The following is a 23,751-nucleotide window of genomic DNA, read 5'->3' as shown; positions in this document are numbered from 1 at the left end:
GAGCGATGAGCAGCCTCTTTGACGACAGCTTCCTGGCGGACCTCCAAGCCCCTCGGGCCCATGGGGAAGAACCGCCGCCGCCCGAGGACGAGCACGTGCCGGAACCCGTTCCGGACGATCTGTTCGGTGGGAAGTTCGACGTGCCCCCGGACCGGGACGCGTACTACCGCGACGGCGCCCCCCGCCCGGTGGTGGACCCGGCCGCGCTCCTGGACGGGCTGAACGAGAACCAGCGCGCGGCCGTGGTGCACTCCGGCACCCCGCTGCTCATCGTGGCCGGCGCCGGCTCCGGCAAGACCCGGGTACTCACCCACCGCATCGCCCATCTCCTCGGCGAGCGCAACGTCCACCCGGGCCAGATCCTCGCGATCACCTTCACCAACAAGGCCGCGGGCGAGATGAAGGAGCGCGTCGAGCACCTCGTCGGGCCGCGCGCGAACGCGATGTGGGTGATGACCTTCCACAGCGCGTGCGTGCGGATCCTGCGGAGGGAGTCGAAGAAGCTCGGGTTCACCTCCTCCTTCTCGATCTACGACGCCGCCGACTCCAAGCGGCTGATGGCCCTGGTCTGCCGCGACCTGGACCTCGACCCCAAGCGGTTCCCGCCGAAGTCCTTCAGCGCCAAGATCAGCAACCTGAAGAACGAGCTGATCGACGAGGAGGACTTCGCCGCCCAGGCCGCCGACGGCTTCGAGAAGACCCTCGCCCAGGCCTACGCCATGTACCAGTCGCGGCTGCGCGAGGCGAACGCCCTCGACTTCGACGACCTGATCATGACCACGGTCAACCTCCTCCGGGCGTTCCCCGATGTCGCCGAGCACTACCGCCGCCGCTTCCGGCACGTCCTCGTCGACGAGTACCAGGACACCAACCACGCGCAGTACGCGCTCGTGCGCGAGCTGGTCGGTACCGGCGAGCACCCCGTCGACGTACCGCCGGGCGAGTACGACCTGCCGCCCGCCGAGCTCTGCGTCGTGGGCGACGCCGACCAGTCGATCTACGCCTTCCGCGGCGCGACGATCCGCAACATCCTCCAGTTCGAGGAGGACTACCCGGACGCGACGACGATCCTCCTGGAGCAGAACTACCGCTCCACGCAGACGATCCTCACCGCCGCCAACGCCGTCATCGAGCGCAACGAGTCCCGCCGCCCCAAGAACCTGTGGACCAACGCGGGCGCGGGCGCGCGCATCACCGGCTATGTCGCCGACACCGAGCACGACGAGGCGCAGTTCGTCGCCGACGAGATAGACCGTCTCACCGACGCGGGCGACGCGAAGGCCGGCGACGTGGCCGTCTTCTACCGTACGAACGCCCAGTCCCGCGTCTTCGAAGAGGTCTTCATCCGCGTCGGCCTGCCCTACAAGGTCGTCGGCGGCGTCCGCTTCTACGAGCGCAAGGAGGTCCGGGACGTCCTGGCCTACCTGCGCGTCCTCGCCAACCCGGAGGACTCCGTGCCGCTGCGCCGGATCCTCAACGTCCCCAAGCGCGGCATCGGCGACCGTGCCGAGGCGATGATCGACGCCCTCTCCCAGCGCGAGAAGATCAGCTTCCCGCAGGCCCTCAAGCGCGTCGACGAGGCGTACGGCATGGCCGCGCGCTCCACCAACGCCGTGAAGCGGTTCAACGTGCTGATGGAGGAGCTCCGGACCATCGTCGAGTCCGGCGCGGGCCCCGCGACCGTCCTGGAGGCGGTCCTCGAACGCACCGGTTATCTCGCCGAGTTGCAGGCCTCCACCGACCCCCAGGACGAGACCCGCATCGAGAACCTCCAGGAACTCGCCGCCGTGGCCCTGGAGTTCGAGCAGGAGTCCGGTGCGGCCGGGGAGCCCGCGGAAGGCGAGGCGCCGGCCCCGGTCGGGCTCGCGGCGTTCCTCGAGCGGGTCGCCCTGGTCGCCGACTCCGACCAGATCCCCGACGAGGACGAGGACGGCTCCGGCGTCATCACCCTGATGACCCTGCACACCGCCAAGGGCCTGGAGTTCCCGGTCGTCTTCCTCACCGGCATGGAGGACGGCGTCTTCCCGCACATGCGCGCTCTCGGCCAGACCAAGGAACTGGAGGAGGAGCGGCGGCTGGCCTACGTCGGCATCACGCGTGCGCGTGAGCGGCTGTATCTGACCCGGTCCGCCCTGCGCAGCGCGTGGGGGCAGCCGTCGTACAACCCGCCCTCCCGCTTCCTGGAGGAAATCCCGGCGCAGCACGTGGACTGGAAGCGCACGGGTCCGACAGCCGCTCCCGCGGGACCGGTCTCAGGTGTCGCCGCCTCGCTGTCGTCCTCCCGTTCCCGCTCCTCGGCTTCGGGCGCGTCCGGCTTCGCGACGCGCAGGACCTCGGAGAAGCCGGTGGTGTCACTGGCCGTCGGCGACCGTGTCACCCACGACCAGTTCGGGCTCGGCACGGTGGTCGGGGTGAAGGGCACGGGGGCGAACGCCGAGGCGACGATCGACTTCGGGGAAGCGAAGCCGAAGCGGCTGCTGCTGAGGTACGCGCCGGTCGAGAAGCTGTAACCGCGGGGGCTGGGCCCGAGGTTCTACGTCGGGTCCAGCCCGTGGCTGCGCAGCCACGGCAGCGGGTCTATGGCCGAACCGCCCGCCGGGTGCACCTCGAAGTGCAGGTGGGGGCCGGTCGAGTTGCCGGAGTTGCCGGAGTACGCGATCGGGTCGCCGGCCTTGACCGTCGTACCGGAGGCGACGCGGTAGCTGGAGAGGTGGCAGTACCACGTCTCGGTGCCGTCCTTCGCCGTCACGACCATCATGTTGCCGTACGCGCTGTTCCACTGCGTCCGGACGGTGCCGTCGGTCGCGGCCATCACCGTCGTGCCGTACGACACCGGGAAGTCGATGCCGGTGTGGACGGACATCCAGTTGATGCCGGCCTGGCCGAAGTAGGCGCTGAGGCCCCGCTGTGCGACCGGAAGCGCGAACTTCGGGCGCAGCCGCTCCTTGCGGGCCGCCTCCTCCGCCGCCTTCCTCTTCTCGGCCACCTGCTGGGCCTTGAGGTCGATGCGTTCCTGCGTGCGGCTGGCCCGGTCGGCGAAGTCGTCGGCACCGGCCGAGAGGCTCTCGAGCTGGGTGTCCAGCTTGTTGTTCGCGACGGCCGGCTTGACGGCGGTCGGGTCCGCCAGGGTCGTCGAGGTCTCCTGGCCGTCGCCGGTCAGCGTGCCGACCGAGGCGGCGGCGATCCCGGCGACACCCATGACGCACGCCGAGGGGACGGCGATCGTCAGCAGCGCGGAGCGCTTGGCGGGCATACGGCGGCGGGAGCGGTTGGCGTTGCGCGCGGCCACGCGGGAGCCCTGGGCGGGGATCGGCGCCGGACCGGCCTCTTCCTGGTCGTCGAGGAGCGGGGCGTCGGCCTCGTGGACGGCGGGCATCTCGCCGGTGGCCGTGGTGGCGGTCGACTCGCTGTCGTGCGGGGCGTGTTCGGCGTAGGCGTCGCCGTGCGGATTCGCCTCGTCGTACGCGTGGTTCTCGTCGTATGCGTGGTTCTCGTCGTAAGTGGGGGTCTCGCCGTACCCGACCTGCTCGAAGGTGGCCGTCGCCTGCGGGTCGGCCGCCGTGCCGTCGGAGTTCCACTGCGTGGCGTCGTACGTACCGGTGTCGAAGGACTGCGTGCCCCATTCCCATTGCTGGGTCTGGTCGGCCGGGCCGGCGGAGTGGTCCGGCTGGCTCCAGGTGCTCGCGTCCCACTGGCCGCTGTGGTCGGTGCTGCCCGACTGCGGAGGGACCACGGAGAGCAGCTGGTGCTCTGCGCCGCCCCACTGCGTGGCGTCGTACGCGCCGGTGTCGTAGGCGGCGTGGTGCTGGGCCGCGTACATGTCGTAGTTCAGGGTCTGATGACCGCCCGTGGCCCACGTCGAGGCGTCGTACGAACCGGTGCCGTCGCCCGGCATGTTGCCGAAGAGCGGGTCCGTCTCGAAGGTGCCGGTGGCGTGCGCGTCGGCGGTGCCAGTGGTGCCTGTGGCGTCGAAACCAGTGGCGTCATAGGCGCCGTACGTGGTGAAGTCGCCGTACTGGGCTTCCTGGGTGCCGTACGACGCGTAGTGCGACGAGTCGGCGTCGGAAGCCGGAGTCGGGGTGGTCATGGTCCCCGACGGGTGACGGTCGTTCACCAACTTCTCTTTCGCCTCGACAACAGGGGCTGCCAGAGCAGTGCGGCGACTGTACCCGGCGGTATGCGGGCGCGACAATCTTCAACTGGTTTCGGTCGCGCAGGAAACGGGCATTCGACCGTGATTCGGGGGACTGTGGGCGTGACTTTGGCTCTGTGTTCGATGGTTGTTCGATGTCGGTTCGCGGTCCGACGGCTGTCGAGGAGCTGTTGGCGGCCTGTGTCCAGTGGTCGATACGACCGTTACGCCACAGTCAGTCCCCCGGCCCGGCCGGCCGTCTCCTCCCCGGCCCGCGCGGTGTCGAGCACCTGCCGTATGCCGCTCGCGACGGCGGGGTGCACGGGCAGGGCGAGATGTCCGATCCCGCTCACCCGGACGTTCTGCGCCATCAGGTCCGCATGGTCGATGCAGGCGGTCTCCAGCGGGTCCATCAGGTGGTCGAGGTCGCTCCAGAAACTGACGAAGTGCGTACGGCAGCCCGGGGCCGGCCGGGTGAGCTCCTCGAGCAGATCCGAGCCGGGGCGCATCTGACGCACGATCGGGTGCGCGTTCGCGAGCGGCACCACACGGGTGCCGGAGTGCGGGGTGCCGAGCGTCACCAGCGTGCGGACCCGGGTGTCGCCGCCGAGGCGCTGCACGTAGTACCGGGCGATCAGGCCGCCGAGGCTGTGCCCCACGATGTCGACCCGCTCGCTGCCCGTGCGCTCGCAGATCCCCTCTATGTGCCGGCCGAGCAGCTCCGCCGCGGCACGGATGTCGCAGGTCAGGGGGGAGTAGTTGAGCGACTCGATCTGCTGCCTGCCGTGCTGGGCGAGGCTGCGGCGCAGGAGCACGAAGACCGAGCGGTTGTCGATGAAGCCGTGCAGCAGCACGACCGGGGGCTTCGCCTCCGTCGGCAGCTGTGCTGCGCCGTTCTCGGGCGAGGGGAGCGCGGGAAGGGGGGAGCGGCGCTCCTGGGTGATGCCGGAGGGATAGAGGAGGAGATGCCCCGCAAGGATCGCCAGCTCGAGCGCGGTCGCCTTCAGAAGGGCCAGGGAGAGTCCCGCCAGCCTGCCGGGAAGCAGACGCTGACAGAGTGGGAGAAACGGCAGCGCCGCCTTGGTGACCTTCATGGCCGACCTCCTGTCGGCACACGGAGGACAGCTCCGTCCCCCGTGTGCGCTCATGGGAAGTCGCGGCGGAGGTCGTCGTCGGCGCGGCGCGAGAGGGGCGCGGGATGTGGGTGCGGCGGCGCGGAGTTCCGGGGCGGCTGCGGCTGCTGGCCAAGCCGACGGAACGGGTGGAACGGATGGAACCGGTAGTGCTGGTGATGCCACTGATGTGAGTGGTGCTGGTGCTGCGCCGGTGACGTGACGAGCCCCGTCGGTGTGGCGACGAGGCTCCCCGCTGTCGTGCCTTACCTGTCCTACGTGCCCTTCGTGCCGTCGCCGGCGCGCCGCACCACCGTGGCGCGCGGCCTGCGGCGCGGCGGTGCGGCGACCTCGTTGCGGCTCCCGAACGTGTCCCACGTGTGATTTCCCCCTCGGCGTCCGCCGTGAAACTGCGTGGTGCGTGAAGGTGGCGATAACGTTCGTTCACATTCCGGTCCGTGCGGTACTAGTCGGTAGGAATGGGCGTAGGAATGGACGCAGTCGCTTCATGGAGGCAGTGATGGGTGTGACAGCCGGTCCGATCCGCGTGGTGGTGGCCAAGCCGGGGCTCGACGGTCACGATCGCGGAGCCAAGGTGATCGCGAGGGCGCTGCGCGACGCGGGCATGGAGGTCATCTACACCGGCCTCCACCAGACCCCCGAGCAGATCGTCGACACCGCGATCCAGGAGGACGCCGACGCGATCGGTCTCTCCATCCTCTCCGGGGCCCACAACACGTTGTTCGCCGCGGTGATCGACCTGCTCAAGGAGCGGGAGGCCGAGGACATCCTGGTGTTCGGCGGCGGGATCATCCCGGAGGCTGACATCCCCTTGTTGAAGGAGAAGGGCGTCGCCGAGATCTTCACGCCGGGGGCGACGACTCGCTCGATCGTGGACTGGGTCCGGGAGAACGTCCGGCAGCCTGCGGGGGCGTAGCCGCTGCGCTCGGCCTCAGCGGGTCGAGTGGGTCGAGTGGGTCGAGGTGCGTTGGCGGGTGCGGGTGTGTTGTGGCTGGTCGCGCCCCGCGGCGGAGCCGCTGATGTCACAGCCCCGCGCCCCTAGGTAGGTCTCGGCCGCTGTCTGCTGCTCGCTGACCGCCGGTGCGGGTGGGCGACAACCCGCCCCCGCACACGAGCTACGCCATCCCCCGCTCCTCCGCCGCCTCCAGCTCGTCCGCCATCGTCGCCCGCAGCCGCAAGGTCGTCACCAGTCGCTGGAACGCCTCCGCCCAGTAGCCCCCCGCCCCGGGACTCGCGTCCTCGCCCTCGTCCGGCACCGCCATCAGCCCCTCCAGCCGCCCCGCCTCGGCCGGATCGAGACACCGCTCCGCCAGCCCCATCACCCCGCTGAAACTCCACGGATAACTCCCCGCGTCCCGTGCGATGTTGAGCGCGTCGACCACCGCCCGCCCGAGCGGCGCGGCCCACGGCACCTCACACACCCCGAGCAGCTGAAACGCCTCGGACAATCCGTGGGTCGCGATGAACGCCGCGACCCACTCGGCCCGTTCGGCGGAGTCCAACGTGCTCAGCAGCCTGGCCCGCTCCGCCAGTGACACCGCCCCCGGGCCCCCGGCCTCCGGCGCCGCGGGTGTCCCGAGCAGCGCCCGAGCCCACCCGGCGTCGCGCTGCCGTACGGCAGCCCGGCACCATGCCGCATGCAGTTCGTTCCGCCAGTCGTCCGCCACCGGCAGCGCCACGATCTCCTCGGGCGTCCGCCCACCGAGCCGCCCCGGCCACACCACCAGCGGCGCCGCCTCCACCAACTGCCCGAACCACCACGAACGCTCCCCCCGCCCCGAGGGCGCCTTCGCTACGACGCCGTCGCGCTCCATGCCCGAGTCGCACTCGTGCGGCGCCTCGACGACGACCGTCGGCCTGTCCTGGGTGTGGTCGACGGCCACGCACGCCCCGGCCCTGACCGCCATCCGCGCCGCCAGCGCCGATCCCGGCAGCGCCGACAGCAACTCCGCGGCCGTGGCCCGTACGTTGCGGCTCCGGTCGGCCAGTGCCTGCTCAAGGAACGGCTCGTCGTCCGCCTCCAGGCCGGTCCGCAACGAGTCGAGGAACATCAGCCGGTCCTCGGCCCGCTCGGTCGCCCAGGTCGTCGCGAGCAACTCGCGTGCCGTGGCGGGCTCCCGGGCGCGTATCGCGGAAAGGAGGGCCACCCGCTCGGCGAACAGCCCTTCCTCCCACAGCAGTCGGACGCCCGCGGTGTCCTGCGGCGACGGCAGGGCTGCTCCGCCGCCGGGTGTCGCTCGCAGGGCGAACCGCCAGTCCGGGTTCAGCCGGGCGAGCCAGGTGGCACGCGAACCCGCGAACGCCAGCGCCGCCGGCCGCAGATCCGTACGCCCCCGGGCCGCGTCCAGCAGGGCGGGCAGCACCTGCGGAGGCGCCGCGTAACCGCGGGCGTTCGCCGTCGCGAGCCACTGCGGCAGCAGCTCCATCAGGTCCGGCGCCGTACCCCTGCGGCCGCCGCCGCCCGTGCCCGGCCGGTCGGCGAGCAGCATCGCGAGTCTGCGGGCCGCCGCCGCGGGCAGCGGAGGGCGCGTGTCCTCGGGCGCCGGCTGCGGCCGCTGGGACGCGCGCGTGGGCCGCAGCCCGGCCCGCCGCCGTACGGTCTCCACGGCCGCCGCGTCAAGCAACGCCACCGGTGCCTCGGGACCGGGCGCGACGCCGGGCGGCGTACGGCGTGCGGTGCCGAGCAGCGCCGAGGTGACGAGCTCCTCCCAGGCGTCCGGGGCGGGAGCGGCGATCTTGTCCACGGGGTTCCTTTCCGTCCGGTCGGGGGCTCGGTCAGTTCCGTTCAGCACAGCGGCACCGCCTCGCCCGCCCCCTCCGGCCAGGCCGTCAGCGGGGTGAAGCCGCGGTGGCCGCACTCGCCGAAGACCTTGACCGGGGCGCCGCCCGAGAGCGCGACCAGACGCCACAGGCCCGGGCGGGAACGGGCGGAGGCGGTGAGCGGCAGGGCCGAGTCGCCCTCGGTGTCCGCCAGTTGCCAGGAGTCACCGTCCGGGGCCGGTATCACCCGGTCCAGGGTGACGGGGACGGAATCCAGCCACGGGTCGTCCCGCAGTGCCTCGCCGTAGCGGGCGGCCGCCTGCTCGGTCGTCACTCCCGGTGGGCGGGTCGCCGTGGGGGAGGGCGGTGCGAACTGCTCGCCGAGCGCTGCCCGCAACTGACCGGTACCGGGATAGGCGGACACCTCCGCCTCCAGCTCCAGCCCCACCGGCAGCGCCAGTTCGGGGGCGCGGCCGGCGGCGCCGTAGGAGAGGAGCAGTGCCGTACGGCTCGAGTCCGTGCCGTGCAGCCAGATCCGGCGGGTCGTCAGACGGGCGTCCGCCGTGTCGTACTGGGCGAGGACCAGCCAGCGGTCCCGTATCGCGGGGCCGTCCGCCGAGGCGGGCAGGCCGATCCGGGAACGCACCGTCGACGCGAGACCGTCCGGCAGCCGCTCGCGGCGCAGCCAGCCCTGGTCGAGGAGGTGGATGAGGGCGCACTCCTCCAGCAGCCGCACCGGCCAGCCCGGACCGGACGAGGGGATAGCGCCCAACTCCCGCACCCGGGCGGCGAGTCCCGGTGCCTGCGCGTCGACCATGCGGGCCGCCGTCTCCTCCCACATGCCGTACCCCGCCTGCTCCGCCCCCGCCAGGCCGCCGCGCAGCAGGTCCGCCAGCCGCTGCTCCAGCTCCGTCGCACCCGCCGTGATCCGCACGGCCCGGCGCTCCGCCCTGCGCCGCGCCGCCTCCGGATCACCGGACCCGGCGGCTGCGCCTCCGGCGCCCGCCTCCCGCTTCTCCTGCGCGCGCTGCCTTCTCCCCTCTATCCACTGGTCCGCCCAGTCCGGCGTCGGCCCCGGCGGCACCGCTCCCTCCCCGCCCGCCCAGAGCAGCAGCAGCCCGAGCGCGTGCTTGCACGGGAACTTGCGGCTCGGGCAACTGCACTTGTACGCGGGCCCTGCCGCGTCCGCGATGTCGATGACCGTCTGATACGGCTTGCTGCCACTGCCCTTGCACAGTCCCCACACCGTCCCCTCGTCGGAACTCCCCGCCTCGGACCATGGCCCGGCCGCGCCGAGTTTGCTTCCCGCTTTGCGTGACGAGGCGTCAGGCGCCAGTGCCAGCACCTGATCCGCCGTCCAGCGCACCCCCTGCTGAGTCATGACATCGAAGGTAGATCCCCCCACTGACAATCGGCCCCGAGCCGACCCTCGTGAGCACGTTTCCGCAGGTCGGATCGCATTGTCAGTGGCGTGGTGCACGGTTGGTGACAGATCCGAACCGGCCGAGCTGGAGGGGGCCTCAGCCATGACTGTGTCTGTTGAACCGACGTCCGTGGAACCGAAGCAGGGGGAGCCGGACGAGGCGTTGCGGCCGCATGCCGAGGACGCCTTCGCCGGTGAACTCGCCGCGCTGGCCGCTCAGGACGACCGCCCGCGCCCGGTCCGCTGGAAGCTGTCGCCGTGGGCGGTGGCGACGTACCTGCTCGGCGGCACCCTGCCGGACGGCACGGTGATCACTCCGAAGTACGTGGGGCCGCGCCGGCTCGTCGAGGTCGCCGTCACCACCCTCGCCACCGACCGCGCCCTGCTCCTGCTGGGCGTGCCCGGCACCGCGAAGACCTGGGTCTCCGAGCACCTGGCCGCGGCGGTCAGCGGCGACTCGACGCTGCTCGTGCAGGGCACCGCGGGCACCCCGGAGGAGGCGATCCGCTACGGCTGGAACTACGCCCAGCTGCTCGCCAACGGCCCGAGCCGCGACGCCCTCGTGTCCAGCCCCGTGATGCGGGCCATGGCGGAGGGGATGACGGCCCGGGTCGAGGAGCTGACCCGTATCCCGGCCGACGTGCAGGACTCGCTGATCACCATCCTGTCCGAGAAGACGCTGCCGATACCGGAGCTGGGCCAGGAGGTGCAGGCGGTCCGCGGCTTCAACCTCATCGCCACGGCCAACGACCGCGACCGTGGGGTCAACGACCTCTCCAGCGCTCTGCGCCGCCGTTTCAACACGGTCGTGCTGCCGCTGCCGGAGAGCGTCGAGGCCGAGGTCGACATCGTCTCGCGCCGCGTCGACCAGATCGGCCGCTCGCTCGATCTGCCGGCCGCGCCCGACGGCGTCGCGGAGATCCGTCGTGTCGTGACGGTCTTCCGCGAGCTGCGCGACGGGATGACGTCCGACGGCCGTACGAAGCTCAAGTCGCCCAGCGGCACGCTGTCGACGGCCGAGGTCATCTCCGTCGTCACCAACGGCCTCGCCCTCGCCGCCCACTTCGGCGACGGCGTCCTGCGGGCCGGGGACGTCGCCGCGGGCATCCTCGGCGCCGTCGTCCGCGATCCGGCGGCCGACCGGGTCATCTGGCAGGAGTACCTGGAGGCGGTCGTCCGCGAGCGGGACGGCTGGAAGGACTTCTACCGGGCTTGCCGGGAGGTGAGCGCGTGAACGAAGACCTGGGGATGGGCCGCACGGGCGGGAATCCAGGCGGGTGGCGCGGGGGCATGTGGGCGGGGGGTGACTCGTCGGTCGTGGGCGTACGGGGTGGCGGGGACGGGGGCGGGGCTTTGATGCGGAGGGCCGGGGACGGTCGCAGGGGCTCGGTTCGGACTGCGGGGAGGGCCGCGAGGGCTTCGATTCGGATGGCCGGGGTCGCGGAGGCAAGGGGGACGGGTGTGGCAGGGCTTGAGCGGGACGGCGGCAAGGGCGGGATCGGGACGGTCGTCGAGGACGACTCCAAGTGGCCCCGGAGGGGAGGGGGACGGTGTGACGGGCGTAGGTGAGGTCGGGAGCGGGAGGACTGGCGGCTCCGGGGGGTTCGGGAGTGCGGGGACGTCTGGTGCCGGCGGCCCGGGAAGCGGGGGTGCGCGCGACGGAGGGAGGGACTCCCGCGCGTCGGCTGCAGAGGGAATGGACGGAGGCGGTGTGTCCAGGAGCGGGGGAGTGACCGGCGTCGGTGTTCACGGGAGCCGGGGGGCCGGTGCGGGGCCGTTGCTGCTCGGGGTGCGGCATCACGGGCCCGGGTCGGCGCGGTCCGTGCGGGCGGCGTTGGACGCGGCCCGGCCCCGGGTCGTACTGATCGAGGGGCCGCCCGAGGCCGACGCGTTGATCCCGCTGGCCGCCGAGGAGGACATGCGACCGCCCGTGGCCCTCCTCGCCCACGCCGTGGACGAGCCCGGCCGTTCGGCGTTCTGGCCGCTTGCCGAGTTCTCCCCGGAATGGGTGGCGATCCGCTGGGCGCTGGACCACGACGTCCCGGCCCGTTTCATCGACCTGCCGGCGACGCACACCTTGGCGTGGCGGAGGGACGAGGGGGACGAAGGCCCGGCGGGCCGACCGGACGACCCCGCCGGCGAGATGCCGGAGGCGAGTCGGTCCGAGGCGCCCCAGGACGCTCAGGGCACCGGCCCGTCCGGCGAGGACGCTGCGGAGGACGGGCCCGCCGCTCATGCCGCCGTCCGTGTCGATCCGCTCGGTGTGCTCGCCGAGGCCGCCGGATACGACGATCCCGAGCGGTGGTGGGAGGACGTCGTGGAGCACCGGGGGACGGGGCAGGGGGACGTCTTCGAGCCGTTCACCGTGCTGGAAGAAGCGATGGGGGTGCTGCGGGAGACGTACGGAACCGGCGGACATGACCGGGACCTCGTGCGGGAGGCGTACATGCGGCTCCAGGTGCGGGCGGCGCAGCGGGAGTTCGGGGACGACGTGGCCGTGGTGTGCGGGGCCTGGCACGTGCCCGCGCTGCGGCGGAAGAGCACGGTCGCCGGCGACAAGGCGCTGCTGAAGGGGCTCCCCAAGGTCAAGGCGGACATGACGTGGGTGCCGTGGACGTACCGCAGGCTCTCGCGGCACAGCGGCTACGGCGCGGGGATCGACTCGCCCGGCTGGTACGGGCATCTGTTCGGCGCGCCGGACCGGCCCGTCGAGCGGTGGCTGACCAAGGTGGCGGGGCTGCTGCGGGACGAGGACCGGATCGTGTCCTCGGCACACGTCATCGAGGCCGTACGGCTGGCCGAGACGCTGGCGGCGATGCGCGGCCGTCCCCTGCCCGGCCTGAGCGAGACGACCGACGCGGTGCGGGCGGTGATGTGCGAGGGCTCGGACGTGCCGTTGGCGCTGGTGCACGACCGGCTGGTGGTGGGGGACGTCCTGGGGGAGGTGCCGCGGGCGGCGCCCGCGGTGCCGTTGCAGCGTGACCTCGACCGGATCCAGCGGCGGCTTCGGCTCAAACCGGAGGCGCTGGAGCGGGAGTTGGAGCTCGACCTGCGCAAGGAGAACGACGCCGAGCGCAGCAGGCTGCTGCACCGGCTGCGGCTGCTGGGCGTGGCGTGGGGTGAACCGGCGGCCTCGCGGGGGAGCACGGGCACGTTCCGGGAGACATGGCGGCTGCGGTGGGAGCCGGAGCTGTCTGTGCGGGTCGCCGAGGCGGGGGTGTGGGGCACGACCGTGCTCGCCGCCGCGACGGCCAAGGCGGAGGCGGACGCCGTCTCCGCGTCGGGACTCGCCGACGTCACCGCTCTCGCCGAGCGCTGTCTGCTGGCCGAACTCCCGGACGCCCTGCCCACGGTGATGCAGATCCTCGCCGACCGCGCCGCGCTGGACGCGGACGTCGGCCATCTCGCCCAGGCACTGCCGGCCCTCGTCCGTTCCCTGCGCTACGGCGATGTGCGCGGCACCGACACCGGTGCGCTGACGGAGGTCGCCGCGGGCCTCGCCGAGCGGGTCTTCGTCGGCCTGCCCCCGGCCTGTGCCGCGCTGGACGCGGAGGCGGCGGAGGAGATGCGGCGTCATGTGGACGCCGTCCATGGGGCGGTGGGACTGCTGGGCGAGGTGGCGCCCCCGGGACAGGACCCGCCCGGGGGTTCGGGGCAGGGTGGCGGCGATGCGAGTGGCCCGTCCGCGACCGTAAGGGGGAAGGACGGCCCGGGCCCGGCAACGGCCGTACCGGGACAGGATCTTCCGGCTGCCACCGCCGTGGCCGGGCCGGACGACACGGGAGATGCCCCGGCTCCGGCTCACCGCGGCCTCCGTGGCCGTTGGCAGGCCGTGCTCAAGGTGCTGTCCCTGCGGGACACCGTGCCCGGTGTCATTCGGGGGCGGGCTGTGCGGCTGCTGCTGGACGACGGGGAGCTGGCGCAGGACGAGGCGGCGCGGCTCATGGGTCTCGTGCTCTCGCCGGGGACGGCGCCGGGGGACGCGGCCGCGTGGATCGAGGGTTTCGTCGGTGGTGGGTCCGGCGGCGGGATGCTTCTCGTGCACGACGAGCGGCTGCTCGGACTGGTCGACGCCTGGCTGACCGGGGTTCCGGCGGAGGCGTTCACCGATGTGCTGCCGCTGCTGCGGCGCACGTTCTCGGCGTACGAGCCGGGAGTACGCCGGACCCTGGGCGAACTGGTCCGGCGAGGGCCGGGGCAGCGGGGGACTGCGGCCGGGGCGGGGGCCGGTATACCGGGTTTCGGGGCCGACCTCGACGTTGACCGGGCGGACGCAGTGCTGCCGGTGCTGCGGCTGCTGCTCGGCCTGGACGACGACCACGACGACGATGTGGCGAACGCCGACGACAACGACCTTGCGGGGGTGGCGGGATGATGACCGAGGTATCGCGGACTCCGGGAGGCGGGGGCGACAGGACAGCCACCGCTGTCGAGGGCGGGCGCGGAGAGTCGTCCGGGCACAGGGCCGGGTCCCGGGCGAAACACGGCCCGGTGACCGGCGTGGCCGTGGTCCCGCTCTGGGACCGGTTCCGGACGGGAGCACGGGGATGACGACCGAGCCGAACGACCTGACGACGCCGGAGACGACGGATCCGGCCAGGAGCCCGCGCCCGCGGATGAATCCAGCGCGGCATCCGAGCAAGGGCCCGGCGTCGGCCCCGGCGCTGGTTCCGGTCAACGCCCTCACCGCCACCTCCTTCACTGCCTCCTCCTCCGCCCCTGCCTCCTCCGCCTCTTCCTCGCCGGCCTCCTCCGCCCCCGCCTCTTCCACCACAGCCCCCGCGGACGAGCGGTTGCGGCGTTGGCGGCTTGTGCTGGGTGGGGAGGCGGCCGATGGGACCGGGTGCACGCTCAATGGGCAGGATGCCGCGATGGACGGGGCGTTGACCGCGCTCTACGGCAGGGGGGACGGGAAGGGACAGGCGGGGAAGGACCGTTCGGCGGGACTCGGGGCCTCGGCGCCGTCCGTGGCGCGGTGGCTCGGGGACATCCGGACGTACTTCCCCTCCTCCGTCGTCCAGGTCATGCAGCGGGACGCCATCGACCGGCTCGGGTTGTCCACCTTGCTCCTCGAGCCGGAGATGCTGGAGGCGGTGGAGGCCGACGTGCACCTGGTCGGCACGCTGCTGTCGCTCAACAAGGCGATGCCGGAGACGACGAAGGAGACGGCACGGGCCGTCGTGCGCAAGGTCGTCGAGGACCTGGAGAAGCGGCTCGCCACTCGCACCCGCGCCACGCTCACCGGTGCCCTCGACCGCAGCGCCCGGATCAGCCGGCCGCGCCACCACGACATCGACTGGAACCGCACGATCTCGGCCAATCTCAAGCACTACCTCCCGGAGTACCGGACGATCGTGCCGGAGCGGCTGATCGGATACGGCCGGGCCTCCCGGTCGGTGAAGAAGGAGGTCGTTCTCTGCATCGACCAGTCGGGGTCCATGGCGGCGTCCGTCGTCTACGCATCCGTGTTCGGTGCGGTCCTGGCCTCCATGCGGTCGATCGACACGCGGCTCGTCGTCTTCGACACGGCGGTCGTCGATCTCACCGATCAACTCGACGACCCGGTGGACGTGCTGTTCGGTACCCAGCTCGGCGGCGGCACGGACATCAACCGGGCGCTGGCGTACTGCCAGTCGCAGATCACCCGGCCCGCGGAGACGGTGATGGTGCTGATCAGCGACCTCTACGAGGGCGGCATACGCAACGAGATGCTGAAGCGGGTCGCGGCGATGAAGGCGTCCGGGGTGCAGTTCGTCACGTTGCTCGCGCTGTCGGACGAGGGGGCGCCCGCCTACGACCGGGAGCACGCGGCCGCGCTCGCCGCGCTGGGCGCACCGGCCTTCGCCTGCACTCCCGACCTGTTCCCGGAGGTGATGGCGGCGGCCATCGAGAAGCGGCCGCTTCCGATACCCGACCCGGTGTGAACCCCGGTCGCTCGTGGTGATTTGTCGACCCGGTGACCTGCGGCTTCGCCCAGCAAAACGGACATGCCTACGCATCGGTAACAGGGGACTTGCGCGACCTCGGGCACCCCGTGCAAGGATCGGCGTCTCCACAGTCTTCACCCTTCCCCACCGTTTCCCTTTCGCCTCCGTTCCCCTCCGTTCCCCTCCATTCCGTTCCATTCCGTTTCGCTTCGCTTTGTTCCGTCGCACGGAAGGACCCGCCCCCTCTTGACCTGGTCAGCAGCCTTTCCCGGTGCCGCGGTGCGCGTGCTGCGCGCGGCGGTTGGGCGGCGTGCGCTGCAAGTGGGGCTGCTGGTGGGTGGGTTGTTCGTGCTCGGTTTCCTCTGCGGGGAGCAGGCACAGGCGGCCGACGGCATCGGGGCGTTGCCGGGCCAGGCGGCTGGGCAACTGGTGAAACCGTCGGCCGAGCCGATGGCGAAGCACACGACCACCGCCACACCCACCGCCACCGCAACCGCCACACCCACGTTCACGGACACGGCCACGGCCACGGCAAAGGGCAGCTCTCCCGCGCCGGTTGCCCCCAAGCCCGGCGCCGACGCCCTCACCCACCCGGCCGACGACAAGGTTCTCCGCCCGGTGACCGAGGACGTCGTCGGGGCCGTGGCCGGCGGTGTCGTGCGGCCGGTCGGTGATCTGGTCGAGACGGTGACCACGGGGTTGACCGAGACGGTCGGAATACCGGCGGGTTCCACCCTGCCGGGGTGGCCGACGCTGCCGTCGTTCCCGGAGGCCCCGTCGTGGCCGACCCTGCCCACGGTGCCGGGTCCCCCTACGGTGCCGGGCCTGCCCGGGATCCCGGTCGGGACTCTGCCCGCGCCCGCGCCGGTCACCTCGGCGCCGCAGCCCCAGCCGGGTGATCACGCGGCGACGAAGCCGACCGACGACGAGGGCTCCGCGGGCGACGGCGCCGTCTACGGGCCGCGGTTCGCCGGTCACGGCACCGTGACCGGGGCCGCCGCGCACGACTCCGCCCACCGCACCACGACCTCCACCGCCCACGCGCCCGCGCACCAGGCGCCCTCCGACAACCAGGGCGGAGCCCTGGGCGGCAAGTCGGCAGTGGACAACGGCTCGCCGCGACACGGCGACGCGCACGCCGTCACCCTCGAGAACCGGGCGCCGCTGCGGCTCGTGCCCGGTGCTGCCGCGAGCGTCGACGCGGCCGGGACCCGGGACAGGCACCGGGACATCCCCGTCTTCCCCGGCTAGGGCAGACCTTCCCCCGCAGCTGACCTGCCGCGCGGGGGCGGAACAGGTCTGCCCCGGCCGTTCGGACACCCCCCAGATCTCTTCAGATCTCCGGACGGATCCCCCTGCCCCCAGGAGCCTCGTGGCTCCAGATGTCCCCATGCCTCTCCAGGCACCCCAAGATCCAGGGATCTGACGCACTCATGAACAAGAACATCCGCCGTTCCATCGTCATAGCCGCCGGTGTCACCGGTGCGTGGGCACTCGGTTCCGCCGTGGCCAGCGCGGACGAGCTCCCGGCCACCTCCCTCTCCGCGACCGACACGGCGACCGACACGGCGACGGACACCGCGTCCGACACCGTGACCGACACGAACACCACGGTCACCGACACTCTCGGCACGGTCACCGACACACTCGACGGCACGGTCGACGGCGTCGTCTCCGACCTCACCACCACCGTCGCCGACACCACCGGCACCGCGCAGAAGGCGACCGCCGACACCACCGAGGAGGCCCACCGTCACGCGGACACGAAGGCCACGGTCCCGCGGGTGTCCCAGGCCGCCGAGGCCAAGGCGTCCAAGGTGAAGGGCGCCGCGGCCATCCAGGGCGCGAAGGCGGCCCGGGCCGCGCAGGCCGAGGCGAAGGCCAACGCCGCGCAGGCCGCGGCCGTCAAGGCCTCCGACGTCGCCGCGCCCACCGCACCGAGCACACCCACCGCTCCCGAGCACGGCGTCGACTACCTCTTCGGCCCCCTCGCGGCCTTCGCCCCCGAGGTGGAGCGGGCCCTGGCCGGCGCCCAGACGAAGCTGCAGGGCGCCCAGTCGGCGGCCCGTTCGCAGGCGCAGGGCGTCGACGGTGTCGTACGGACGAAGAAGCAGCACACCGTCGCGGGCGCGACCGGCGCCGCGCACGCCACGTTCGCCGGAGCGCAGAGCCGGATCGCCGGCGTCTCCGACGCGGCCGGGGCCGAGGCCACCGCCGTCACGGCCGCCGCCGGGGCCACGGTCTCCTCCGTCCCGAGCCACATCACGGGCACGGTGAGCGGTGTCCATGGACAGGCTCTCGGCACCGTCGCGGGCGTCCCCGGGACCGTCACCCCCGTCGTCGACCAGACGGTCGCCGCGGTCGTGCCGCCCGTCGTGACCGCCACCGTGGACGGAGTGGTGCCGGTCGCCGCGCAGGCGGTGGACGGTGTCGCGCCGGTCGCCGAAGGGGTGGTACCCGCCGTCGGGCGGACCGTGGGCGGAGTGACCCCGGTCGCCACCGGCGCGGTGGGCGGCGTGACGCCCGTCGCCGAAGGGGCCGTGGGCGGGGTCGCGCAGATCGCCGGACACGCCGTGGGTGCCGCGACCGCGCTGGCGTACGGAGTCGTCGGGGACGTGTCCCCGGTCGTGGGCGGCACCGTCCAGGGCGTGCGGCCCGTCGCCGATGGCGCGGTCGCCGGAGTCGGGGGGATCCAGCACGGCGTGGCCGCGTACGCCACCGGCACGGTCGCCGGCGTGCTCCCGGTCGTCGACGGTGTCGTCGCCGGCGTGCCGCCCTACGCCACCGGTCTCGTCGGGCAGGTCGCCCAGGACACCACCGACGCCGTGCTGCCCCCGGTCGTGAACACCGCCGTGCACGGCGTGGTGCCGGTCGCCGGGCAGGCCGTCGCGGACGCGACCACCCTGGCGTACGGCGTCACGGGGGACGTCCACCCCTTCGCGTACGGAGTCGTCGGCGACGTGACGCCGCTCGCCTACGGCGTCGCCGGACACACCACCGACCTGGCGTACGGCGTCGCGGGTGAGGTCCCGGCCTTCGCGCACGGTGTCACCGAGGCTGTCCAGCCTGTCGTCGACACCGTGACCCGGACGGTCGAGCCGGTCGCCGGCAGTGCCACGACGCTGGCGTACGGCGTCACGGGCGACGTCACGCCCTTCGCGTACGGCGTCGTCGGCGAGGCCGCTCCCGTCGTCGGGCAGGTCGGCCCCTTCGCCGGGGATCTGACCGGGACCGTCCAGGACACCGCCGGACCGCTCGCCGGGCACGCCGTCACCGGTGTCCAGGGCGTGGCCGAGTCCCTCACGCCGGGTTACGCGCAGGACATCCAGTACCGCGCCTGAGCGTCACCCGCCGAACGACTCCGTGAGGTGACGGGCCCCGGACGGCCGAAAGCCGTCGGTCTGTCCTGCCGGAACCTCACGGACGGGGCGAAGAGGTCCCCATTGGGGTGGGGATCGACCGCCCGGGCCCCTTGAAGAAGAGGCCGCACAAGGGGCCTCACCGGGTCGACCCCAACCCGGTGAGGCTCTTCCCCATGCCCCGTCGAAGCGTCCCGGCGCCCTCACACACGGCACGCCGTGCCAGTGAGCGCGGCATCATGTGACAGGTATCACCGCTCAGGTGTGACCCTCGATTTAGGGGCCTCCCGCAAGCAGCGATAACCTGCGAGACGGACATGCCGCGCGCTCGGACACCGTGTGCGCCTCCCTTGTGACAGACACGGTCGGACGTCACGTTGCCCTCGCGGCACGCCCACGCAGACAACGAACCGCGAGATCACTGATAGGGACGGAAGCGCGTGGACCTGTTCGAGTACCAGGCGAGGGACCTCTTCGCCAAGCACGATGTACCGGTGCTGGCCGGTGAAGTCATCGACACGCCTGAGGCGGCCCGCGCAGCCACCGAGCGCCTCGGTGGCAAGTCCGTCGTCAAGGCTCAGGTGAAGGTCGGTGGCCGCGGCAAGGCCGGCGGCGTGAAGCTGGCGGCGACCCCCGACGAGGCGGTCGAGCACGCGACCAACATCCTCGGCATGGACATCAAGGGCCACACGGTCCACAAGGTGATGATGGCCGAGACGGCTCCGGAGATCGTGGAGGAGTACTACGTCTCCTTCCTCCTGGACCGCGCCAACCGCACCTTCCTCTCCATCGCGTCCGTCGAGGGCGGCATGGAGATCGAGGAGGTGGCGGAGACCCGCCCCGAGGCCGTCGCCAAGACGCCGATCGACGCCAACGTGGGTGTGACCCCCGAGGTCGCCCGCCAGATCGTCCAGGCCGCGAACTTCCCGGCCGAGGTCGCCGACAAGGTCGAGAACGTCCTCGTCAAGCTGTGGGACACCTTCATCAAGGAGGACGCCCTCCTCGTCGAGGTCAACCCGCTGGCGAAGGTCGCCTCCGGTGACGTCATCGCCCTGGACGGCAAGGTCTCCCTCGACGAGAACGCCGAGTTCCGTCAGCCGGGACACGAGGCCCTCCAGGACAAGGACGCGGCCAACCCGCTCGAGGCCGCCGCCAAGGAGAAGAACCTCAACTACGTCAAGCTCGACGGCGAGGTCGGCATCATCGGCAACGGCGCGGGTCTCGTCATGAGCACCCTGGACGTCGTCGCGTACGCCGGTGAGGCGCACGGTGGCGTCAAGCCCGCCAACTTCCTCGACATCGGCGGCGGCGCGTCCGCGGCCGTGATGGCGAACGGCCTGGAGATCATCCTGGGCGACCCCGACGTCAAGTCGGTCTTCGTCAACGTCTTCGGCGGCATCACCGCGTGCGACGAGGTCGCCAACGGCATCGTGCAGGCGCTGCAGCTGCTCAAGGACAAGGGCGAGGACGTCACCAAGCCCCTCGTCGTCCGCCTCGACGGCAACAACGCCGAGCTGGGTCGCAAGATCCTCTCCGACGCCAACCACCCGCTGGTGCAGCGCGTGGACACCATGGACGGCGCGGCCGACAAGGCCGCCGAGCTCGCGGCTGCGAAGTAAGGAAGAGGGACAGATACAGCCATGGCTATCTTCCTCAACAAGGACAGCAAGGTCATCGTCCAGGGCATGACCGGTGCCACGGGCATGAAGCACACCAAGCTCATGCTGGCCGACGGCACCAACATCGTCGGTGGCGTGAACCCCCGTAAGGCCGGCACGTCCGTCGACATCGACGGCAACGAGATCCCGGTCTTCGGCACGGTCGCCGAGGCGATCGAGAAGACGGGCGCCAACGTGTCCGTCCTCTTCGTGCCGCCGGCCTTCGCCAAGGCCGCCGTCGTCGAGGCCATCGACGCCGAGATCCCGCTCGCGGTCGTCATCACCGAGGGCATCGCGGTCCACGACTCGGCCGCGTTCTACGCGTACGCCGTGTCGCAGGGCAACAAGACCCGGATCATCGGCCCGAACTGCCCCGGTCTCATCACGCCGGGCCAGTCCAACGCCGGCATCATCCCGGGCGACATCACCAAGCCGGGCCGCATCGGCCTGGTCTCGAAGTCCGGCACGCTGACGTACCAGATGATGTACGAGCTGCGGGACATCGGCTTCTCGTCCGCCGTCGGCATCGGTGGCGACCCGATCATCGGTACGACGCACATCGACGCGCTCGCCGCGTTCGAGGCCGACCCCGACACCGACCTGATCGTGATGATCGGTGAGATCGGCGGCGACGCCGAGGAGCGTGCGGCCGCGTTCATCGCGGAGAACGTGAAGAAGCCGGTCGTCGGCTACGTCGCGGGCTTCACCGCGCCCGAGGGCAAGACGATGGGCCACGCCGGCGCCATCGTCTCCGGTTCCTCCGGCACGGCCGCCGCGAAGAAGGAGGCCCTCGAGGCCGCCGGTGTCAAGGTCGGCAAGACGCCGACCGAGACGGCGAAGCTGGCGCGGGAGATCCTGGCCGGCTGAATCACCCAGCCGGCTGTACGTCGATGGGCTCGCTCCGTGGGTTGGAGCGGGCCCATCGGCGCGTCCCGGGGTGCCGGTCCGGTTGTCGGACGGGTGCGGGTGCGTCGTGGCCGGTCGCGCGGTCAACGACCGACCGGTACCAGCCTCTGCGGACCGCTCGTCGTCTCCTCCCGCAGCTTCTCGCGCAGTTTCGTCTCCGCCCCCGACAGCGACCCCGGCGCCACCCGCGCCGGCACCCCCTGCACCTCCGCCCCGGGCGCGATCGGCGGCTCGTAGTGCGTCGGAGCCGTTCGGATCGTGAGCGCCGTCGTGCCGATCAGCGCGACCGTGAACGCGATCGCGGCCCTGGTCCAGAGGCGGGCCCGGCGCTCACTGTCCGCCCGCACCGCGGGCGGCTGCGCGGCACGCAACCGCTCCCTGGAGGCCAGCGAGACCAGGCGCTCGTGCAGGGCGGAGGGGTCGGCCAGGTCGGGAAGCCGTGCCGCGATCGCCGAGCGCGCGTTCATCAGCCGGTTCGCCGTCGCCCGGGTGCTCGCCTCCGTCTCCGCCGCCATCTCCGGAAGATCGAGCCCTACGCCGTCGTACAGCAGGAGTGTGCGCCGCTGTGACGGCGGGAGTTCCAGGAGCACGGCCATCAGCGCGCGGTCGGACGGGTCGGCGACGGGTGCCTCGGGGCTGCGGTAGCGGGGCCGGAAACGGTGCCAGGGGGAGAGGGCGTACTCGTACGTCATGACCCGTACCCAGCCCGCCGGGTCCCGGTCCACCGCCACCTCGGGCCAGCGCTGCCAGGCGAGTTGGAAGGCCCGCTCGACCGACTCGCGGGCGAGCTCGCGGCGGCCGGTGAGCAGGTAGGCCTGCCGGACGAGCGCGGGGGCGCAGAACGCGTACAGCGCGTCGAAGGCCTGAGCGGGTGTCAGGGGGGTGGCCGGGAGCTCCTCGTGCTCCTGCTGAGGAACCGTCACAAGGCGCCCCTTCGTACGAAAAAGTACATAGATGTATATTGAGCGACACATCGGAGCTTCGCCTGTTACGACGGGAAAGCGCGTGTCGTTGGGAGCATGGCGGTCGTGATCCAGATGACCGCTCGCCGCACCCCGTTGTCCCCCCTGCGCGCCCGCCTGCGCGACCGGAGGCCCGGCTTGGCCGCCGGCCTCCTGGGTGGCGCGGTGGCCGCCGGGCTGGGGCTCGGTTCGTTCGCCGTGCTCGTGATCATGCTGTGGATCAGCTCGCCGTATCCCGACAGCGGTCCGGGTGGCGCGCTGCACGTGGCCGCGGCGCTGTGGCTGCTCGCGCACGGGGTCGAGCTGGTCCGGACGGACACGCTCTCCGGGGTTCCGGCGCCCGTGGGCGTCACCCCGTTGCTGTTGCTGGCGCTGCCGTTGTGGCTGGTGCACCGGGCGGCGCGGGACGCGGCCTCGGAGGACGAGGACTCGCCGACGGCTTCCGGGCGGACCGCGTGGGCGGGGGTCGTGCTCGGGTACCTTCCGGTCGCCGCGGCCGCCGCGCTCTACGCGTCCGGCGGGGCACTGCGGCCTTCCTGGGTGTGGACCTGCGTGTGCCTGCCGGTGCTCGTCATGGGCGCGGCCGGCGTGGGGGTGTGGACGGCGTACGGCCGTCCCTCCGACGCCGTGGACGGCGTACTGGGTGGTGCTGCCCCGCGGGATGCGACGGCTCGTTCCCGGAGCGGACGCCCGGGCCCGGTTCTCTGTGGCGGCACGAGCCGCGGCGGCCGGGATCTCCGTGCTCGTCGGGGGCGGGGCGGTGCTGCTGGGGGTGTCGCTGGTGGCGCACGGCGCGGCGACGCGGGTCTCCTTTCTGCAGCTGACGGAGGGCTGGTCGGGACGGTTCGCCGTCCTGCTGCTGTGTGTGACGTTGGTGCCGAACGCCGCGGTGTGGGCGGCGGGATACGCCGTCGGACCCGGGTTCGTCCTCGGCACGGGGCATGTGGTGGGGCCGCTGTCCTCGGATCCCGCACCGATGCTGCCGCAGTTTCCGCTGCTGGCCGGGGTGCCGGAGGCGGGGCCCGGGGGGCCGGCGCACTGGGCGGCGGGGGTGGTGCCGGTGGTGGCCGGGGCGGTGGTGGGGTGGTTCGTGGGGCGGGCCGCGGCCACGGGGTGGTCACGGGGGCGGACGGCGGGTGCGGTGTGCTGGGCGGCGGTGCTGTGCGCCGGGGCGGTCGCCGTGCTGGCCGGGCTGGCCGGCGGGCCGCTGGGGGTGGGGGCGCTGGCCCGGTTCGGGCCGGTGTGGTGGCAGGTGGGTGGAGCGGTGGTGGGCTGGATCGCGGGGGTGGGACTTCCGGTGGCGCTGGCGGTACGGGCCTGGCGGGGCCGCTCGCGAGGCGGGCCGCGGCAGTGGGTGCCGTCGGTGCCCAGGCCCTCGCGTCGCGAGGCGACGGGCGCGGCTGGGACCGCCCCCGGCGCCAGTCTCGGCCCCGGCCCGGGTACCGGCCTTGGGACAGCCCCCGGGGGCAGTCTCGGCCCCGGCCCTGGGAC

Annotated in this window: 15 protein-coding genes and 1 pseudogene; 11 read left to right on the top strand and 5 right to left on the bottom strand. The window is 72.5% G+C overall.

What is annotated here, in order from left to right:
* The first annotated feature begins 5 nt into the window (after nucleotides 1-5).
* The gene (gene pcrA / locus M2157_RS19475; RefSeq protein WP_280863034.1) at nucleotides 6-2,510 is read left to right on the top strand and encodes a DNA helicase PcrA; all 2,505 of its coding nucleotides are present in this window, start codon (nucleotides 6-8) and stop codon (nucleotides 2,508-2,510) included.
* A gap of 23 nt (nucleotides 2,511-2,533) precedes the next feature.
* Here pcrA and M2157_RS19470 read toward each other — a convergent pair whose 3' ends face one another.
* Both M2157_RS19470 and M2157_RS19465 read right to left on the bottom strand, forming a co-directional pair.
* Complete coding sequence (locus tag M2157_RS19470) at nucleotides 2,534-4,087, bottom strand: M23 family metallopeptidase (protein WP_280868242.1); 1,554 nt, start codon at nucleotides 4,085-4,087, stop codon at nucleotides 2,534-2,536.
* A 269-nt stretch (nucleotides 4,088-4,356) separates the two neighbouring features.
* On the bottom strand, nucleotides 4,357-5,226 hold the full coding sequence (locus M2157_RS19465) for an alpha/beta fold hydrolase (protein ID WP_280863033.1): 870 nt from the start codon (nucleotides 5,224-5,226) through the stop codon (nucleotides 4,357-4,359).
* A gap of 44 nt (nucleotides 5,227-5,270) precedes the next feature.
* On the opposite strand from M2157_RS19465, the gene M2157_RS19460 reads away from it, so the two are divergent.
* Together M2157_RS19460 and M2157_RS19455 are read left to right on the top strand one after the other, a co-directional pair.
* Entirely contained in the window at nucleotides 5,271-5,438 is a 168-nt protein-coding gene (locus M2157_RS19460; RefSeq protein WP_280863032.1) for a hypothetical protein, read from the top strand.
* A gap of 326 nt (nucleotides 5,439-5,764) precedes the next feature.
* Nucleotides 5,765-6,181, top strand: a complete 417-nt coding sequence (locus tag M2157_RS19455; RefSeq protein ID WP_266521285.1) for a cobalamin B12-binding domain-containing protein — start codon at nucleotides 5,765-5,767, stop codon at nucleotides 6,179-6,181.
* Between the two features lie 199 nt (nucleotides 6,182-6,380).
* On the opposite strand, the gene M2157_RS19450 is transcribed toward M2157_RS19455, so the two are convergent.
* Together M2157_RS19450 and M2157_RS19445 are read right to left on the bottom strand one after the other, a co-directional pair.
* Complete coding sequence (locus tag M2157_RS19450; protein ID WP_280868241.1) at nucleotides 6,381-8,000, bottom strand: DUF5691 domain-containing protein; 1,620 nt, start codon at nucleotides 7,998-8,000, stop codon at nucleotides 6,381-6,383.
* A gap of 50 nt (nucleotides 8,001-8,050) precedes the next feature.
* On the bottom strand, nucleotides 8,051-9,406 hold the full coding sequence (locus M2157_RS19445; protein WP_280865829.1) for an SWIM zinc finger family protein: 1,356 nt from the start codon (nucleotides 9,404-9,406) through the stop codon (nucleotides 8,051-8,053).
* Nucleotides 9,407-9,551: 145 nt separating this feature from the next.
* Here M2157_RS19445 and M2157_RS19440 point away from each other — a divergent pair, with 145 nt between their 5' ends.
* From M2157_RS19440 to sucD, 7 genes are all read left to right on the top strand, one after another.
* Entirely contained in the window at nucleotides 9,552-10,682 is a 1,131-nt protein-coding gene (locus M2157_RS19440) for an AAA family ATPase (RefSeq protein ID WP_280865828.1), read from the top strand.
* Between the two features lie 462 nt (nucleotides 10,683-11,144).
* Nucleotides 11,145-13,823, top strand: a complete 2,679-nt coding sequence (locus tag M2157_RS19435; RefSeq protein ID WP_280865827.1) for a DUF5682 family protein — start codon at nucleotides 11,145-11,147, stop codon at nucleotides 13,821-13,823.
* Nucleotides 13,824-13,995: 172 nt separating this feature from the next.
* Nucleotides 13,996-15,372, top strand: a complete 1,377-nt coding sequence (locus M2157_RS19430) for a VWA domain-containing protein (RefSeq protein WP_280865826.1) — start codon at nucleotides 13,996-13,998, stop codon at nucleotides 15,370-15,372.
* Between the two features lie 249 nt (nucleotides 15,373-15,621).
* Nucleotides 15,622-16,626: a hypothetical protein gene (locus M2157_RS19425; protein WP_280865825.1), complete on the top strand. Its 1,005-nt coding sequence runs from the start codon at nucleotides 15,622-15,624 to the stop codon at nucleotides 16,624-16,626.
* 182 nt (nucleotides 16,627-16,808) lie between these two features.
* Nucleotides 16,809-18,716 (top strand): hypothetical protein, encoded by a 1,908-nt coding sequence (locus tag M2157_RS19420; protein WP_280865824.1) that lies wholly within the window; start codon nucleotides 16,809-16,811, stop codon nucleotides 18,714-18,716.
* A gap of 458 nt (nucleotides 18,717-19,174) precedes the next feature.
* Nucleotides 19,175-20,353 carry an ADP-forming succinate--CoA ligase subunit beta gene (sucC, locus tag M2157_RS19415; RefSeq protein ID WP_280863026.1) on the top strand — a complete coding sequence of 393 codons (1,179 nt, stop codon included), beginning with the start codon at nucleotides 19,175-19,177 and terminating at the stop codon, nucleotides 20,351-20,353.
* Nucleotides 20,354-20,374: 21 nt separating this feature from the next.
* A complete protein-coding gene (sucD, locus tag M2157_RS19410; protein WP_046261564.1) occupies nucleotides 20,375-21,259 on the top strand; it encodes a succinate--CoA ligase subunit alpha in 885 nt (294 codons plus the stop codon).
* Nucleotides 21,260-21,381: 122 nt separating this feature from the next.
* On the opposite strand, the gene M2157_RS19405 is transcribed toward sucD, so the two are convergent.
* Nucleotides 21,382-22,272: a sigma factor-like helix-turn-helix DNA-binding protein gene (locus M2157_RS19405; protein WP_280863025.1), complete on the bottom strand. Its 891-nt coding sequence runs from the start codon at nucleotides 22,270-22,272 to the stop codon at nucleotides 21,382-21,384.
* Nucleotides 22,273-22,317: 45 nt separating this feature from the next.
* Between M2157_RS19405 and M2157_RS49135 the strand changes: the two are divergent.
* Nucleotides 22,318-23,596, top strand: a pseudogene (locus tag M2157_RS49135) (DUF6350 family protein); the annotation flags it as partial.
* Between the last annotated feature and the right edge of the window lie 155 nt (nucleotides 23,597-23,751).

The organism is Streptomyces sp. SAI-127 (genome assembly GCF_029894425.1).
Lineage (GTDB): Bacteria > Actinomycetota > Actinomycetes > Streptomycetales > Streptomycetaceae > Streptomyces.
This window is presented reverse-complemented; position numbering and strand designations above follow the sequence as displayed.